Source organism: Arthrobacter sp. 92 (assembly GCF_050260325.1).
Lineage (GTDB): Bacteria > Actinomycetota > Actinomycetes > Actinomycetales > Micrococcaceae > Arthrobacter.
Genome location: NZ_CP189863.1, coordinates 2693771 through 2712183, shown reverse-complemented (window position 1 = coordinate 2712183; position 18413 = coordinate 2693771). Strand labels below are relative to the sequence as shown.

At 63.8% G+C, this 18413-nt stretch carries 10 protein-coding genes; 9 read left to right on the top strand and 1 reads right to left on the bottom strand.

From position 1 onward, the window contains the following. Positions 1-55 precede the first annotated feature (55 nt). The 7 genes from ACP4XC_RS12445 to ACP4XC_RS12415 all read left to right on the top strand — a co-directional run bounded on the left by ACP4XC_RS12445 (position 56) and on the right by ACP4XC_RS12415 (position 12983). Positions 56-2209, top strand: a complete 2154-nt coding sequence (locus tag ACP4XC_RS12445; RefSeq protein WP_427170038.1) for a glycogen debranching N-terminal domain-containing protein — start codon at positions 56-58, stop codon at positions 2207-2209. A gap of 304 nt (positions 2210-2513) precedes the next feature. Continuing rightward, on the top strand, positions 2514-4310 hold the full coding sequence (locus ACP4XC_RS12440) for a S8 family serine peptidase (RefSeq protein ID WP_427170036.1): 1797 nt from the start codon (positions 2514-2516) through the stop codon (positions 4308-4310). 755 nt (positions 4311-5065) lie between these two features. Continuing rightward, complete coding sequence (locus tag ACP4XC_RS12435; protein ID WP_427170034.1) at positions 5066-6994, top strand: hydantoinase/oxoprolinase family protein; 1929 nt, start codon at positions 5066-5068, stop codon at positions 6992-6994. A gap of 50 nt (positions 6995-7044) precedes the next feature. After that, positions 7045-7485, top strand: coding sequence for an acetone carboxylase subunit gamma (locus tag ACP4XC_RS12430; RefSeq protein ID WP_427170032.1), 441 nt, complete (start codon positions 7045-7047; stop codon positions 7483-7485). Positions 7486-7512: 27 nt separating this feature from the next. Next, positions 7513-9639, top strand: coding sequence for a hydantoinase/oxoprolinase family protein (locus ACP4XC_RS12425; protein WP_427170030.1), 2127 nt, complete (start codon positions 7513-7515; stop codon positions 9637-9639). A gap of 63 nt (positions 9640-9702) precedes the next feature. Beyond that, positions 9703-12057: a hydantoinase B/oxoprolinase family protein gene (locus ACP4XC_RS12420; protein WP_427170028.1), complete on the top strand. Its 2355-nt coding sequence runs from the start codon at positions 9703-9705 to the stop codon at positions 12055-12057. Positions 12058-12161: 104 nt separating this feature from the next. After that, a complete protein-coding gene (locus ACP4XC_RS12415) occupies positions 12162-12983 on the top strand; it encodes a hypothetical protein (RefSeq protein WP_427170026.1) in 822 nt (273 codons plus the stop codon). An 11-nt stretch (positions 12984-12994) separates the two neighbouring features. On the opposite strand, the gene ACP4XC_RS12410 is transcribed toward ACP4XC_RS12415, so the two are convergent. Continuing rightward, a complete protein-coding gene (locus ACP4XC_RS12410; RefSeq protein ID WP_427170023.1) occupies positions 12995-15799 on the bottom strand; it encodes a LuxR C-terminal-related transcriptional regulator in 2805 nt (934 codons plus the stop codon). A 237-nt stretch (positions 15800-16036) separates the two neighbouring features. On the opposite strand from ACP4XC_RS12410, the gene ACP4XC_RS12405 reads away from it, so the two are divergent. After that, entirely contained in the window at positions 16037-16831 is a 795-nt protein-coding gene (locus tag ACP4XC_RS12405) for an IclR family transcriptional regulator (protein ID WP_427170021.1), read from the top strand. Positions 16832-17131: 300 nt separating this feature from the next. Then, a complete protein-coding gene (locus ACP4XC_RS12400) occupies positions 17132-18409 on the top strand; it encodes a cytochrome P450 (RefSeq protein ID WP_427170019.1) in 1278 nt (425 codons plus the stop codon). Positions 18410-18413: the final 4 nt, after the last annotated feature.

Here is an 18413-nt window from a genome sequence, read left to right as displayed (position 1 = left end):
TGGATACAAGTGGATGTGGTGTCTTGAAAGTTTTCAACGGCGAAAGAAGCACTAAATGTCCGGATTGAACGTGGATAACACTGCCGGCTCGGCCGGCTCCGGTGCGGTGACTCTGGTTCAAGGGACGTCATTCTGCCTCTCGGCCGCTAACGGTGACATGTCCGGGAGCAAGCCGCATGGGGTGTTTTTCCAGGACACCCGGTTCATAAGCGACTGGACTCTTACGGTTAATGGCCTACCTATTGAAGCCCTTTCGGCCACTACTCCTGAGCCGTTCCACGGCGTTTTTGTCGGAAGGACTCAACGAAAGGATCACGCCGACAGTTCATTGCTGATCGGGCGCGTCCGTAAGCTTGGGACAGGCCTGACAGAGACCCTTACACTGCACAACTACTCCCGAATACCTTTGCCGTGCCGTATCGAATTACTGGTCGACACAGATTTTGCCGGGCTGTTCGAAGTCAAGGAAGGCCGGCAGGGCCACCGCAACGTCCAGGACAGTCGCGCGAGCGGGGATCATCTGACCTTGGAGTCCGGACGGGAAGCCTATCCGCACAGCCTAACGGTCACGTTCCCTGGTGCCCGGGCGGACGGGCGGAGCCTGGTGGCAACAGTGACGGTGCCCGCCCATGGAGACTGGTCCGCAACGATTTCCGCCAACCCCCGGTTGGAGGGCACCACTCATCAGGCTGGGGGCGGAATACGCGGACGGCGGGCGGACCCCTACCAGCGCGTCATGAAATGGCGTGCGGCCATGCCCACCGCGGACGTGGATGACGAAGCGGTCGAGAAAGTCATAAGACGCAGCCAAGAGGATCTGGGCTCATTACGGATTTTCAACCCGGATCACCCGGACCGAGCTGTGGTTGCCGCCGGCGCGCCGTGGTTCATGGCGCTGTTCGGAAGGGATAGTCTGCTCGCCTCGTTCATGTCCCTGCTCCTGGACCCGGACCTGGCGAAAGGAACCCTACTGACCCTCGCCGATCACCAGGGCACAAAAGAAGACCCGTCCACCGAAGAAGAGCCGGGCCGGATCCTCCATGAAGTCCGCCTGGGTGCCACCACCGGGCTGGCGTTGGGAGGCAGCCATGTGTATTACGGCACCGCGGATGCGACGCCGCTTTTTGTGGCCGTGCTGGCCGAGTTGAGCAGGTGGGGACTCCACGATGACGCTATGCGCCAACTCCTTCCTGCGGCGGACAGGGCACTTGAATGGATTGAAGAATACGGTGATCGCGACGGTGACGGATTCATCGAATATCAGCGGAAGACCGACCATGGGCTGCGCAATCAGGGCTGGAAGGACTCCGGCGACGGGATAAATTTTGCCGACGGGACACTGGCCGAACCACCCATAGCCCTCTGCGAGGTTCAGGGCTACGCCTATGCCGCCTACATGGGGAGGGCGCTGATCGCCGCTGCCAATGGCGACACAGGGACTGCGGATGCGTGCGTGGCCAAGGCGGCCCGACTCAAGCAGGCTTTCAACGAACAGTTCTGGCTGCCGGAGCGCGGGTACTTTGCGATCGCCCTGGACAGGGACAAGAGACCAGTTGACGCTCTCGCCTCGAACATGGCTCATTGCCTGTGGGCCGGAATCGTTAATGACGACAAGGCCGGACAAGTGGCCGAACACCTGATGTCCCCTCAAATGTTTACAGGTTGGGGGATCAGGACCCTGGCATCAAACATGGGAGCCTATAACCCGGCCAGCTACCATAACGGCTCCGTCTGGCCCCACGACAACGCCATCGCTGCGGCCGGCCTCATGAGATATGGCTTTGTTGACGAAGCCCAGAAGATTGCATACGCACTGCTGGAAGCCGCCGACCACTTCTCCGGCCGGCTTCCTGAACTATTCTGCGGTCTGGATCGGGCACAATACCCAGTTCCCGTTCCCTACCCCGCCTCGTGTTCCCCGCAGGCGTGGTCCTCGGCCGCGCCCGTGCAACTTATCAGGACGCTGCTGCGTTTTGATCCAGGGCTCCCCTGGGATGAGTTATGGCTTGCCCCCACCCTGCCGGCTCAGGACACGCACTTCCATCTGGAGAACGTGCCGTTCTCAGGGGAGGGCCGGCTATCCATCCATATCGACGGCGGATCCGTCACCGTCGAAGGACTGCCCGAAGACATTGAGCTGCGCCTTGAAGCGCGACCGCCGCTTCTTGAGCTCCTTAAGCTGAGCACGCCCAGGAACAGCCATCCGTGATGACCTACCCCAACGTCCAGGGCACGGTGCGGAAACCGGGGTGTTACGTGCGGCACAACACGGGCCACCTGGGTGGCTCGATTGGGCAGTCACCCCCCGACCCGAAGATTCACGCCGCCCCACCGTCTGACTCTAATTTTTAGCGAAGGATTAAGGCAGCTTTGGCGCGCCGTCTCCCTGTCCCAAATAGACTGACTCCAGCCGATCCATGGATCTCGTTATCGCACGATGGTCCTGACTCCGAAGGAACCCCGAAATTCTTTCCTCATTTGTTCGACGCCCCGCCCTGCTCCTGCTGCTGACCATGCTGGCGGTGACCTCCGCCGGGCTGGCCGCCGGGATCGCTTCGCCGGCCCCCGCGCACGCTGTGGACGGTGTGCAAAAAGGTGAAACAGCGCGCTACATCGTGAAGTATGCCGATCAAACCGACGCCGCGGCGGGGCTGAAAGGACTGCAGTCCCGGAATCTCGCCATCGGACGGACATTCTCGAAAGCGTTGCGCGGAGCCGTGGTGACCGCGACTGAAGCCCAAGCCAACGAGCTTAAGAACTCGGCCCAGGTTGCCGCCGTCGAACTTGATACGAAGATGACTGCAACAGACACGGAACAGCCGTCGCCCTGGGGATTGGACCGGATCGACCAGCGCGCGTTGCCGCTCTCGGGCTCCTACACCTCCCCGGCTTCCGGTGCCGGGGTGAACGCCTACGTGATCGATACGGGAGTGCTGGCAACCCATACGGAATTTGGCGGACGCGTTGCGGCGGGATGGTCCGCCATCGCCGACGGAAACGGGACAACTGACTGCAACGGCCACGGCACCCACGTGGCCGGCATCATCGCGGGCAAGACCTACGGTGTGGCCAAAGCCGCCACCATCATTCCCGTTCGTGTGCTGGACTGCACGGGCTCCGCCTACACCTCGGATGTGGTCGCGGGCCTGGACTGGGTGGCCTCGAACCACGCTGCCGGGACACCCGCCGTGGCCAATATGAGCCTTGGCGGGTCCGCCAGTGCCATGGTTGACTCCGCCGTGCAAAGCCTTATCGCCGACGGCGTCACCACGACGGTCTCTGCCGGCAATTCAGCCGTGGATGCCTGCAACGGTTCCCCTGCCAGAGTCCCGGAGGCGATTACCGTGGCCGCCACCGACACCTCGGACCGGCAGGCCTCCTTCTCTGATTTCGGCTCCTGCGTCGACATGTACGCACCGGGTGTTGGAATTACTTCCGCCTGGTACACCTCGGGCACCGCAACCGCCACCATGAGCGGAACGTCCATGGCCGCACCCCACGCCGCCGGGGCTGCGGCGGTCCTGCTCTCCGAAGACCAGACAATGACCCCCTCGGCGGTGGCGTCCAAGCTGGACTCCGCTGCGACCGCGGGGGTGGTCACCGCCGCCGGGGCGGGCACGCCGAACCGATTGCTGTTTTCGAATCCCGGGTCGGGTCTTCCCGCAGGTGCCTCGTCGGCAATTTCCGCCGCGGCGGCCGCGTCCCCGGAGATCGGCACCGCTACGGGGGCCGTGACCTGCGGCCTGGCCGGCGGAGGGTGCTACCAAACGTTTCAGGGCGGCGTCATCCACTGGTCCCCGGCCACCGGAGCCCATGTCACCAAGGGCGCCGTCGATGCGGCCTGGGCGGCGCAAAACTGGGAGAATGGCGGACTCGGCTACCCCACCAGCAATGAAATCGGGAACCTGAAGAACGGGGGCGTCTACCAGACGTTCCAGGGCGGCGTGATCCACTGGTCCCCGGCCACCGGAGCCCACATCACCAAGGGAGCCATTGACGCGGCCTGGGCGGGGCTCAACTGGGAGAACGGCTTCCTCGGCTACCCCACCAGCAATGAGATCACCGGGCTGAAGAACGGAGGCGTGTACCAGAACTTCCAGTTCGGCGTCATCTACTGGTCCGCCGGTTCGGGGGCCCACGCCAACGCGGGCGCCATCCGCGCGGCATATGCATCGCAGGGCTGGGAGAACGGCCGCTTGGGCTATCCGATCACCAATGAGTACGCCTCCGGCGCCGGTGTGGCCCAGGACTACCAAGGCGGACGCATCACCTGGTCCGCCGGTGCCGGCACCGTCATCACCTACATGTAAGGCTGACCTTATGCTGACGGGGGTCATTGGGTGTGTAGAAGCCACCCCCGGGCCGCATTCCACCGTGGGCCGCTGACCAATCCAAGTTTCCGGCCAGGTAGGGGAGCAGCATGGACCCTCACCCGCGTCCGGGCCCTTGAACCGGATGACTACTGCCTCAAGTCCCGTGCCCGGGAAAAGGCCGGCAGTGGCGCCGGTCCGCGTCGACGTGCGCTCCGGGAGCCGCCTGACTGCCGGAGACGGAGAACTGCTCACCCCTTTCCTGGCACCTCCGGTCGCTCACATCCTGGGCCACGCCACCAGCCCCTCCCACCGGACTGACTGCGCGGGGCGCTAAAAGTACTCCGTCGCCCTCGCGAGTGACGCATCCTGTTTCCGTCTGGACCAGGGACTCTTGCTCCGGACGTCCCTGGGATTCTGCCGCGGGACCTCGGCCCGATCATGCCTGCCTCAAGCGACCCGTGACTGACAGCCCCCACCCTGTTCCACCGCCACGCAGAAGCTGGCTGCCGGCTCCGGTGCAGTCCACGAGCCTGGGATGGCGGCAAAAGGAACGCATGGATATGCCCACACCCATGGCCCCGGCCACCCGGGTGGTGGGCCATGCCCTGGATAGTCCACCCGCGAAGGTAGTAGCCGGCCACTCCGGTTGCTGAGCCACACTGAGACCAGTCCTCAATGTGGCTTGGATCACAGTCTCAGGTTGAGGAATACGCCGCTGGTGTCACCGCGCCTCAACATACAAAGGAGTATCAATGGAACGGCTCATTAACATCGACAACGGTGGGACGCTGACCGATATCTGTGTCTGGGACGGTGAGAATTTCTCGTTCACGAAGACTCTCACGACGCCCTTTGACCTCTCCCAGTGTCTCTTCGACGGCATGGCCAAAGCTTCGAGGGAGATCTTCGGCGAAGAAGATCTGCCCGGGCTTCTGCACTCGACCCGCCACATCCGGTACTCCACCACCCAGGGAACGAATGCCCTCGTGGAACGCAAGGGTCCCCGGATCGGCATCCTCACCGACAGCCCCACGCTGGCCGGGGAGCTGCGCAACGGTGACTCGGCAGCTGACCTCTTTGAAGACCTCGTCGGCACGCGGGTGTCGGTCATCAGCGCTGAACAGGATATGGAGGAGCTAGCTCAGGAAATTGTGAAGCATGTCAACCGTCTGACCACTGACGGCGCCGCACGGCTTGTCATCGCCATGGCGGACCGCACTAAGGAGAAGGCTGTCAAAGGCGTTCTGCTCCGGAAGTTTCCCCGTCACCTGCTCGGCTCGGTACCCATGTTGTTCTCCTGGGAATTCACGCCCGACGCCGTCCACGCCCGCCGGGTGTGGTCCGGCATCATCAACTCCTTTCTGCATCCGACCATGGAGCGGTTCCTCTACAGCACCGAGCACCGGCTCCGGGAACATAAGGTCAAGAACCCGCTCCTCATCTACCGCAATGACGGAGCCTCCTCGCGGGTGGCCAAGTCCGTCGCGTTGAAAACCTACTCGTCCGGCCCCCGCGGTGGGCTGGAAGGAACCAAGGCCCTCTCTGCGGCCTATGGACTCGCGCACGTACTCATGATCGACGTCGGCGGCACCACCACGGACGTGGGTACGGTAAAGAACTCCACCATCTCGACGGACCGCCGGGGCTCCATCCAGGGAGTCCCGGTGTCGTTCGAGATGAGTAACGTCCACTCCAGCGGCGTGGGAGGCAGTTCCGTCATCGCCCTCCGCGACGGCGTCATCTCAGTCGGCCCCGAGAGCGTCGGAGCCGCACCGGGTCCCGCTTGTTTTGGTTTTGGGGGCAAGCAGGCCACGATCACGGACGTAAATCTGCTGCTCGGCGTGCTCGATCCCGACACCTACCTGGATGGGGGTTTCAGTCTTGACGCGGAACGCTCCCGCGCAGTCATCACCGAGGTGATCGCAGAACCTTTGGGTATCACCCTGAATGACGCCCTGATCCGGATGGAGGCCGCCTACTTCGAACGCATGTCGCAGTCCTTTGCCGCCGACGTCGAGACTGCCGACGCCACAACCGTTGCTGCGTTCGGAGGTGCCGGACCGATGAGTGCCTGTGGTGCCGCGCGTATCGCCGGCGTCCATCGTGTCCTGGTGCCCAGGCTGGCCGCGGTCTTCTCAGCCTTCGGAATCGGGTTTTCCGACATTGCGCAGACCTACGAGGCGAATGTCGCAGGAATGGACGCGCCCGACTTCGGGGCCACCCAGGCGAAGCTGCTGGCCCGGGCAACGCGGGACATGTTCCAGGAGGGCCACGAAATCGACGACTGCCGGCTCGAATGGAACGTGGTGCTCGAAGACGCGGAAGGCCAGCTGGTTTCCGAATTGCCGTACCTGGACGCCGATCCGCAGCCCGGTGCCGGCGAACACAACACCATGCTGACCCTGACTGCCCGGTACGAACTGCCGCACGCATCGATCAAGCGGGCCGAATCAGTGACGAAAACACCCGCCGTCGCCACTTCCACCCGAAAGGTCCGTTCCGCCGTGGACAAAGTGGACGAGGTGCCGGTCTTCGACTTGGACAACCAAACGGCCGGGGCTTCGGCGGCGGGCCCCGCAATCGTCGAGGGCCCCTACTTCACGGCCCGCGTGCCGCATGGCTGGGTCTTCGACGTAACGGTCTCCGGCGACCTCATGCTCACAGACACCCTCCAGAAGTGACCCCCCAACAACCAGCTAGAAAACAGGTGAGACACGTTATGCGAATTCCAATGACGGAATATCTGATCATCGATCTCGAGACCGAGCGGTGGAACTGCAGGGTATGCAACCAGGACCTCGGCGAGGCCCGTGGAAACTACAAGGAGGGGACGCTGGTCTACGACCGGGACCCCAGAGACATCCACCAGTCGATCCTGGACCCGGAGAAGTACGAATTCACGTTCGCTCCGGACCCGACGTTCTGCAGGATTCTCGAGTTCTACTGCCCGGGTTGCGGTACGCAGCTGGAAACGGAGTACGTGCCGCCGGGACACCCGCCCACAGTGGACATGCTCTGGGACATCGAGTCACTCCGCGAAACATGGATCAAGCGCGGGACCAAGCCTGAGGTCGTCATTAACTACGGACCCGGCGAAGAGGCTGTTGCCGATTTCGCCCCGGCCCTTGGCTCCCACAACACCCACAACCATTCCCCCCATTCGTTCAGCTAGTACTTGGAATAAAGGAGACCACTGGTCATGAAACGAATCTCCGTCGACATCGGCGGCACATTTACCGACTGTTTTTTTGCCTGGGAAGACCAGTACGTTGAAGCAAAGGCGCTCACAACGCACCACAACCTGGCCCAAGGCTTCAATGAAGCGCTCGACCTCGCCTGCTCACGCGCCGGCCTGGACCGGGACCTCGTCCTGAAGGAAGTCGATTCCGTACGCTATGCCACCACACTCGGCACCAACGCCCTGATCGAAGGTAAAGGACCGCGTGTGGGGGCGCTGGTCACCCACGGCTTTGAGGACACCATCCCGCTTTCCCGCGGCCGTGGTTACGGTGAGGGCCTGGACCCTTCCAAGCAGCAGAACATGCCCGATGCCACCCGCCCGGATCCGCTCGTGCCCCGCACCCTGATCCGGTCGGTGAAAGAGCGAATCAACTCGGCTGGCAAGGTGGTCGTTTCGCTGATGGAAGACGATGTCCGCACCCAGGTGCGCGAACTCGTGGACGCCGGAGCGGAAGCGATCGTGGTCTCCCTGGTCAACTCGACCGAGAACCCCGTCCATGAGCAGCAAATCCTTGAGATCATCCTCGACGAGTACCCGGCCCACGAGCTCGGTGCCATCCCCGTCCTGCTGGGAAGCCAGGTGTCGGGCCGAAAAGGCGAGTACGTCCGGGCGACATCGACGATCGTGGACGCGTTCCTGCACGAGATCATGTTCCACGCGCTGGGGCAATTGTCCAACAACCTGCGCACATCCGGGTACGACAAGCCCATGCTGGTTATCCATAACTCGGGCGGCATGGCACAGTCCAACTCGACCGATGCCCTGCAGACCATCCATTCCGGCCCCATCGCCGGCGTGGGCGCTGCACAGCACCTGGCCGACAGCACCGGTCTGGGAAACGTGATTTCGACCGACATGGGCGGCACGTCCTTCGACATCGGCCTGGTCCCGGAAGGCGGAGTCAAGCACTACGATTTCCAGCCAACCATCGGCCGCTGGCTGGTGTCAGTGCCGATGATCCACCTGCTGACGCTCGGTGCCGGAGGCGGTTCGATTGCCAGTTATGACCGCATCCACCATGCGGTCCAGATCGGGCCGGAATCGGCGGGCTCGGATCCAGGACCCGCATGCTACGACCGCGGCGGCCTTCGGCCCACCGTCACGGACGCCGACCTGGTCCTGGGGTACCTGGATCCGGACAACTACGCCAACGGTTACATCAAGCTGAACAAAAAGCGTTCCGTCTACGCAATCGACGAGGTTCTCGCCGATGACCTGAACATGGACACCATCCAGGTCGCGAAGATCATCAAGAACGCTGTCGACGAGCAGATGGCAATCGGCATGGCAAAGGAACTGCGCGTCCGGGGTTACCTTCCGGAGGACTTCACCATGCTGGCCTACGGCGGCAACGGACCCCTGCACGCGTGCGGCATCGCCGATCACGCCGGTATCCGCAGGATCCTCGCGCCGCCGTTCTCCTCGGTGTTCTCGGCCTGCGGCGCCGGCAACATGAAACCCCTCCACATCCACGAGCGCGGCTCCCACGTGGTGCTTTACAACCCCACGGACCGCAGCCTCTACCAGAGCTACGACGAGCTGAACAATGTCATCCAGGAGCTGGAAGCCAAGGGCAAGGAAGACCTGATCCGCCAGGGGTACAACGCCGCCGATATCCGCTACAGCCTCGAAATGGACATGCGCTACGGCAACCAGTTGGTGACCACCGCCGTCGTTTTCGACATCAACCGCGTGGGCGGTGTGGCCGACGTGCTTCACCTGATCCGGACCTTCTCCGATATCTACGGCAAGCGCTACGGAGCCGGCAGCCAGGCTCCCGAAGCCGGCATCCGGGCCCAGACCGTGAGGGTGTCCTCCTATGTGGACGGGGACGTAGTCAAATTCGATTCGATCGACACCGGACATGACAGGACCATGCCCAGCCCCGTCGGCACGCGGCAGGTCCACTTCGTGAAGATCGACGGAGCCGTGGATACCCCCGTCTACGACGCCGAGGCCCTGCACCACCAGCACGTCATCCACGGGCCGGCCATTGTCACCACGGAAAACACCACGTACCTGGTGGAACCGTCCTGGCGCCTGGAACCGACATCCCAGGGAGCGGTGTGGTTCCTCAAAGACTGATCCCGCACCGCGCGGATCCCATCCAGACCTTCCAGCTAATCCCATTGAAGGAGCTCGACAGCAATGACGCTTACAGCAAATGAACGCAGCACGTCCGGCGAAGCCGGAGACAGGGCCGGAGAAACCGCCGCCGACGCTTCCCAGCCGCTGACCGCACAGGAGCAGCAGTGGGTGGACCAGTTTATGGACGAAACCACCCTTTTTCTCGGCCCGGACCCGGCCATCATGCGAAGCCACCAGATCACCTCCCGTTCCGCCTATGAGGACGAGTGCATCTCCAAGGGTGTGGACCCGATCAAGGTGGACCGCATCCGCAAGCGCCTTGCCGGCGCCCTGGATGAGGGCTACGAAATGTGCGAGGCCATGGGTGCCGCTCCCGGCGCCAAATGGGGGGACCTGACGACGGCGATCTACACCGCCGAGGGGGACGTCACCTATCTCTCCTGTCACGGCGTGATCGCGTTCTCGGCGATCCTGCATCACCCGATCCGCTACATCATGAAGTACTGGAAGGACGAGCCGACCGTGGGGATCAACCCCGGCGACGGATTCATCCACAACGATGCCCGGTATGGAAACGTCCACAACACGGACCAGTCCATGATCATGCCGATCTTCCGCGAGGGAAAGATCATCGCCTGGGTCGCCGCGACCATCCACGAAGGCGAGAACGGGGCCTGCGAGCCCGGCGGCATGCCCTCGGGCTCCGAGACCCCGTTCGACGACGGGCTCCGGATGTCCCCGTTCAAGATCGTCGAGAGGGGCGAGCTGCGCCGGGACCTGCTGACGTTCCTGCAGCACTCGGTTCGCGACCCCAAGCTGCAACTGGCGGACCTGAAGGTCAAGATCGGTGCCGTTCAGCGCATCCAGGAACGCGTGGACAGCATCATCGACGAAGTGGGGGTGGAGACCTTCGTCGCCGCCCTGCGGGTCACGGTGGAAGACGTGGAGCAGGAGGTCAAGCGCCGCATCAGTGAACTCCCGGACGGGACCGTGTCCTTCAACCAGTTCATGGACTCCACGCTCAAGGAGAACATCCTGATCAAGTTCGCCTGCAAGGTGACGGTCAAGGGCGACAAAATGACGGTGGACCTCAGGGGTACGGGTCCGGAAATTCTCAACCGGGCCATCAACTCCCCTCTGTGCTCGGTCAAGTCGATGATGATGCAGGCGATCCTGGCGTTCTGGTGGCCCGACCTTCCCCGCTGCACCTCGGCGATGTCGCCCATCGACATCATCTCGGATGAACACACCTGGGCCGACGCTGGCTACGATGCCCCGATGGGGCAGTCGCTGCAGGCGTCGTTCCGCGGATTCTCTGCCCTGCAGACAGCCTTTGCCAAGATGCAGTTCTCCAACCCGGAGAAGTTCTCCAACGTCCTGGCCCCGTGGTTCAACCAGATCAACACCTTCCTGTGGGGAGGCCTGACCCAGCACGGCGACCAGGTGGGTAACCTGTGTGCCGACCTCAACGGCATGGGCGGCGGCGCCAAGGCATTCCGCGACGGTGAAGACGCCGTCTCGCCGTTGTTCTGTGCCATGGCCGACACGGCTGAACAGGAAGTCATGGAAGAGGAGGTTCCTTTCATGCAGCTGGTCAGCAAGCGGATCGTCCGCGACAACCAGGGCTTCGGCAAGAACAGCGGCGGCATGGGGTACGAGATGATCGTGGCCGCCGAGGGAACGCCCATGTGGGGCTTCATGACCGTGACCTCGGGATCCAAGTTCTCCTCCGTCACGGGAATGTTCGGCGGCTACGGCTGCAGCACCACACCGTTGGCCATGGTCAAGGGCATCAACATCTACGACATCATCCGCAAGGACTCCAGCAAATTCGATTTGTCCATGGAACGGATCATGAACGAGCAGCCCTACGAGGGCGGCAAATACACCACCGCCCATATGGGGCTGCAGTTCGACGTCGCCAAGGACGGCGAGATGTACATGATCGCTCAGGGCTCCGGCGGCGGGTATGGCGATGTTCTGGAACGTGATCCGGAAGCAGTGGCCAAGGACCTGGAACTTGGCCGTATTTCGCCGAAGGTCGCCACCAGCATCTATGGCGTCGTCTGGGACCCGGAAACCTTCGTGGTGGACCAGGAGGCAACCACCCAGCTGCGCCACGACTCACGGCAGGCCAGGATCGCCCGCGGTAAGCCGTACAAGGAGTTCCTTGAGGGCTACGTGAAAACCGAGCCCCCGAAGGACCTGCTCTACTACGGGTCCTGGGGCGACGACACGGAGGAACTCACCGCCACCCACTTCACTAACAATGGGCCGGAACGGGTCAAAGCGACCATCGATAAGCTGCCGCTGATCATGCTTCCGGACCGCAGGGAAGTCAAGATCAGCGCACTCGAGGACCGGATCCGCGAGCTGGAACTGAAGCACGGGGAAATCGTCCACCGTAAGTCCTAGCCCGGGACGCGGCAACTCGAGAGGCCTTCAGCGCCGCATCCGCCCAGTCCGGGCCGGTGCGGCGCTGAAGGCCTCTATCAGCCACAAGTTTGGAGAAAGACGTCATGACCACTTCCACTGCCACCACACTCGCCAACGTTGTTGCCTCCCCTCAGTCGGGGCGGCCGAAAGCCGTGGTGTTCGACCACCACGAGTACGCGGCGTCGGTGATTCTTCGCGGCCGCCCCGTTCCTTGGGATAACGCCACCGCATACGCGGCATTCTTCGCCCAGGCGCAGGGCCTGCTCCGGCCGGACGTGGCGCTTCTGGACCTGAACCGGCTATACGGTCATCTGACTCCGGGCAGCACCGGGCTCGAGACCGAGATGGCGGCCCGATCCCGGACGGGCTTCGCACTAAGGACGTTGCTGGCCGACGCCGACCTCAACCGGGCGGTGCTGGACTTCGTCACTGTGTTCGCCAAGACAGCCCGCCAGCCTGTGGTGCTGCGCTTCCCGTCGCCGATGGCGTGGCTCATCGGAACACACCACTTCTCGGGCGCCGGCGACGCCAGCGGTCTCGACGCCGACAACGCCGAGAATGCCTCCATGTACGTCAGTGACTGGCTGCGGGCTTTTGCTGCACTGCCCATCGCCGGGCTCTTACTGGACAACCGGACGCCCGCCGGCGCCTCCCGCGGCGTGCACGTCCCATTGGAGGCCTACACCCCGGTTGCCAATTTGGCCGGCAACTACCGTTGGACCCTGGGGCAGCTCGACGACGAGCAGATGCGCCTGCAGGGGGATGTTGCGGCGGGTGCCTATATTCCTGCAGAGTTCTGGCTGGAGCCGGACGTGGCACTGCCTGCCGGGGACTTCTACCTGGCCGAGATTCCCAGCGCCGCTTCGCCAGAGGGCGTTCTGGCCAGGCTGGAAACCCTGGGGTAGCCGCCTGCAGACTACTTGGAGGGGAGCAGGTGCCGACGTCGGGCCTCTGTGACGCAGGCCCTTCGGTCGCTGACGCCGAGCGTGTTGAACAGGCTCTTGAGATACCACTTGACGGTGTCGATGCCCAGATGCAGCTCCTGGGCGATTTCGCGGTTGGACCGTTCCTGCTCGACAAGACGCAGGATCATCTGTTCGCGTTGCGACAAGCCCGGTTCCGGCACGGACGAAGTGGCCGGGCCGGCGGCGGGAGTGGCCGGCTCCGCAGGCCAGCCGGAGTCGCGGTTGGTCCTGGCCTGGGAGTCCAGCCGGATAAGGATACTGAGGAACCGCGGCAGCTCGGGGCTGACCCCCTCCGGGGCTGGTTCGCGCCGCAGCCTGGCCGAGATGGCGCGCACCAGCTCCAGGCAGCCGGCGCCGCCGTCGAGCAGGGGTCGGACCAGACCCAGCCGGGAGCACGTCTCCAAAGCCGGCAGCAGCGTCGATTCGGCTTCCTCACGGTTCCCCGACTGTTGGAGCGCGACAGCCAGCAGGATACGGGCATTAAGTTCTGCCCTTGGTCCCAAATAGGCCGCCGCCCGCCACAGCAAGTGGCGTGCGCCAAGCACCGTGTCCAGTCTGATGGGGGAGTCCGTGCCCTCGTGCCCGGCGGCAGCCATGGCGGCCCGCAGCTGTGTGGCCAGCTGGATCTGATATCTGGTCTCGGCCAGCCCTTCCAGCCGTGGGCCGCTGGGGTGCGCCGCTTCCGGGGCAGCTGCAGCGTCCAGTAGCGCATGGTCGGGGATGGTCCTGGGGCTGATTCCCAACTGCACGCGTTCCAGATTCATCACGAGTTTGAGCCGGTCCAGGCGGAGGCTGTCGGCTACCACGTCGCCTTCGTCCAGTATTTCCCGCGCCCGTGGGGCATCCCCCCGGAGTGCTTTTATTCTTGCCAGCGTGGCGTACGTGGACAGCATGAAGTCCACCACCCCGCCTTCCGAACCCAGCTCGCGGGTTTCTTCCAATAACTTCTCGGCCTTGTCGAGTTCGCCGCGTTCATAGAGGAGCTGCCCCATCATTGCTCCCGCCAGCCGGGCGGCATGGGAGTATCGCCCTGCCTTCCGGCGGCCGAGTTCCACGGCCGCTGTGAAGTGCTGGTCCACGCTGTCCAGATCGAGCAGGGCGTAGGCGGCAAGGCCCGCGAAACACTGTCCGTACACGCCACTGAAGGGGCCCGAGGTGAGGCCGTGGAACTTCGCGGCCCAGCGCTGTTGTTCCAAAGCGAGTGGGTATTCGCCGTCGTGTATCTTCTTGAACGTTGAGACGTTTGCTGCCACCGAGACGATCCAGGGCCGGAGCAGGTCCGCCTGGGCGAAGCACTTCTCGTCCAGTTCTTCCACGCGGTTGACTCTGTCCCCGTACATGTCGATGCAGCTCTGAACAACGAGCCCTTCGACGCCCAGTTCAAAACGGTCGTGTTCGTTCAAGGTCGCGTCGGTGGGCATCACGTTTTCGGCCAGGTCCAAAGCCGTTTGTGCCGCTGCGGACTGGTGAAGGAGCGTGTGGGCCCAAGCTACCGCCATTTGCAGCCGGGCTTGGCCAGCCACATGGTCAGCCGGGATCTTGCCGACGAGAGCCAACAAGGTGGACATGCTGGAGTGCTCCACCAGCCACATTGCGCGGGATTCGACGATCTCCACGGCGAGTTCAACGTCCCCGGCGGCAAGGGCATGGTCCACTGCGTCGCTGGGGAATCCGTTTTCGGAATACCACCGTGCCGCGATCAGGTTCAGTTCCTTGGTGCGGCCCGGATGGTCGCGCTCCAAGCGGCGGCGCAGGTAATCCTCAAAGAGGTGGTGATAGCGGTACCACGTGCCGTCCTCGTCAAGCGGTTGCAGGAATAGATCCTGTGCCTGAATCTTCTCCAGCATTGCCTGGCCCAGTTCCACCCCCGAGAGGGCGGACGCCAATCCCGCGCACAGCCGTTCAGGAACCGACGTCATCAGGAGAAAGTCCAGCGTCTCTGGGTCGAGGGTGTCCAGCACGTTTTCGGCCAAGTACTCACCAATGGACGCGTGCCGCCCCGACAGCCGTTCGATCAGTTCTGAGGCCTCGCGGTGGCCCCTGAGGGACAGGGACACCAGTTGCAGCGCAGCGATCCAGCCCTCCGTTGTCCGGTGGAGGCTGGCCACGTCTCCCGCATCCAGATCGAGCCGGTTGATGCCCACCAGGAAGTCCTGGGATTCGGTTTCATCGAACCTCAGCGCAAGCGCGTCCACTTCGAGTAGCTGGTCCCGCACCATCAGCCGGCCCAGCGGCAGGCCCGAGCGGACGCGGCTGGTAATGATGAAGGACAGATGTGAACCGCCCGCCTCCAGCAGCCGTTCCACTACCGCTCTTGTTCTGGGCTCCGTGACCAAGTGCCAGTCATCCAGGGTTATCACGATGTCCCGGCCGCGCTCATCGATGGCATTGATGAGCGCGGGAACCACGTACTGCTCAGCGTCGTCGGGCCGCTCCTCCAGCAATTGCTGTAGTTCCTCCTCAAGTCCGGGCCACGCTTTGCGGATGGCCTGAAGCAGATGGGAAAGGAACCAGATGGTGTTGTTATCGTCCCGGTCCAAGGACAACCAGACGGTAACGAGGCCCTGGGAGGCAAGGTTCTCCATCCATTGGGCAGCAAGGGTCGACTTGCCAAAACCTGCCGGGGCGTGGATCAATGCAAGCCGCCGTTTCCGGTCGGAGCGGAGCATATCGGTCAGCCGTGTGCGGTGAACCCACTGGCCAACAGGTTCGGGCGCACGGAACTTGCTCGATGCACTGGGTGGTCCTGTCGGCATCCGCCACCTCCTTGTGGTCCGGCTCCCGCCGGGAATGCATTTGGCCCTCTGAAATCCTATGGGAACAGGGCCGGCAAAGACAGCGGGGATTCCCGGCGGAGGCTTTCGCTGGTGCCCGGCTGGTCCTGCCCGGCACTCCGGCCCTCCTGGTCGCGGGCTAAACTCTGATCGGAGACCCCGGCGACCACCCGCGGGCAGCACCATTGGCAATAGGCACATACTGTAAGAGGAGTCTCGATGGCCGGCGGGAGCAGCGAACCCGGCAGGACCGTGACCTCGAAGGTGCTCGCCATCCTGGAGGCGTTTGAAAAGTCCCGGGGCGCCCTGAGCCTGACCGATATCGCCGAAAAATCAGGGCTGCCACTGAGCACCGCCTACCGGCTGGTCAGCGAGCTCACGGACTGGGGATTACTTTCCCGCGAGCCCAGCGGCCGCTACCACCTGGGCATCAGACTCTGGGAACTGGCCCAGAACACCGGGCGGCAGCTCCGCGACGCGGCCCGGCCCTACGTTCAGGACCTGTTCTCGCTCACTGGCGAGACCGCCCATCTGGCGGTCCGGGCGGGCCATGAGGTGCTCTACATCGACCGTGTGTACGGCTCCAAGCGGGTGCCGCGGGCCTCGAGGGTCGGTGGCAGGCTGCCCATGCACGCGACCGCCGTCGGAAAGGTCATCCTGGCCTTTGAGGAGGACTGGGTCCGGGACGCATACCTGAATCGGCAGCTTGAGCGCCATACCGCCCACACGCACGTGGACCCTAAAAAGCTGGCCGCGGAGCTTGCGCTAATTCGCGAGCAGGGATACGCCACCACGCTCGAGGAAGTCCGGCTGGGCTCCTGTTCGATAGCGGTCCCGGTCTTCCACACCGGACGGATTGGTGCCTCGATCGGGCTGGTGCTGCCTACCAACCAGGCTGCCACCATGACCCGGCACCTGCCGGTCCTGCGGGGCATCGCCGGCCAGATTGAGCGCGCCACAGCGCGGATCCCGCTGGAAACGCTGCTGGGCAGCCACGTCGCCGGCACGGACTGACCCCGGCATGCTGCCCGGGGTGCCGGGCAGCCCTTGTTTTGCGGCCGAGCCGGCCGTGTAGCGCCCGTCCGGGGGCACTTTGGTGCCGACATCCGACGTCGGCGGCTCAGTTGGCGGCGTGTCCGTGTCAAAGTGCCCCCGAACCGCGGCCGGCCCGCACTGCCGCAGGCGGGGAAAACAACTGGTTTCCACTGAGTGGAAGTAAACCCTGTCGGGCCGCAGTGATAGGCGCCACACTGGTGAGCAAGAACCCCGGCATGCACTGGCGCTGCCGGCGGGCCCGAAAACCAAGGAGCTTAGATGTCACCCTCGACGGATACGGCCGGCCGCTGTCCCTTTGGACACGGCGCCGAAGCACCCGCAGGGCACCACGGCTACGAGCCGTTCCAGATGAAGAATCCCTTCCCGGCCTACGCCGAACTCCGGGCCGAGCAGCCGGTGATGTTCGACGAGCGGATTGGCCTCTATGTGGTCTCCCGCTATGACGACATCAAGACCGTCTTCGAGGACTGGGAGACCTTCTCCAGCGAAAACGCCCAGGCCCCCGTCCGCGAACGTGGCGCCGCCGCGAAAAAGATCATGGAAGAGGGCGGCTTCACTGCCTACTCGGGCCTCTCGGCCCGCCGCCCACCCGAGCACACCCGCATCCGCGCCGTCGTCCAAAAGGCCTTCACGCCGCGCCGCTACAAGGCTCTGGAACCCTTCATCCGGCAGAATGTCGTCGAACTGCTCGAAAAGATGCTGGCCCGCCCGGAACACCGCGGTGACATGGTCAAGGACCTCGCCTACGACGTCCCCACCATCACCATCCTCACCCTGATCGGGGCCGACGTCTCCCAGGTGGACACCTTCAAACGCTGGAGTGATTCCCGCGCGGCCATGACCTGGGGGGACCTCAGCGACGAGGAACAGATCCCGCACGCCCACAACCTCGTGGAGTACTGGCAGGAGTGCCTGCGCCTGGTCAAGGTGGCCCACGCGGAAGGCGGCGACAACCTCACCGCGGACCTCGTGAAGTCGCAGCAGGAAGGTGCGGAGATCTCCGACCACGAGATTGCCTCCGTCCTCTACAGCCTGCTCTTCGCCGGCCACGAAACCACCACCACACTGATCTCCAACGCCCTGCGCGAACTGCTGGCCCGGCCCGAGCAGTGGAAGCAGCTCGTCGAGGACCCCAAGAAGATCCCCGCCGCTATCGACGAGGTCCTGCGCTACGCCGGATCGATCGTCGGCTGGCGCCGCAAGGCCCTCAAGGACACGGAAGTTGGCGGCGTCCCCATCGAAGCCGGCGCGCAGCTGCTGCTCCTGATGGGCTCCGCCAACCGCGACGAGAACAAATTCACCGCCGGCGAGGACTTCGACATCACCCGGCCCAACGCCCGCGAGCACCTCTCCTTCGGGTTCGGCATCCACTACTGCCTGGGCAATATGCTCGCCAAGCTCCAGGCCAAAATCGCGCTCGAGGAAGTGGCCCGGCTCGCACCGGAGCTGCAGCTGGAGAACCCGGAAGCCATCGCCTTCCGGGAAAACCTCTCCTTCCGCGTCCCCGAGACCGTCCCCGTCAGCTGGAAGGCCTGAGAAA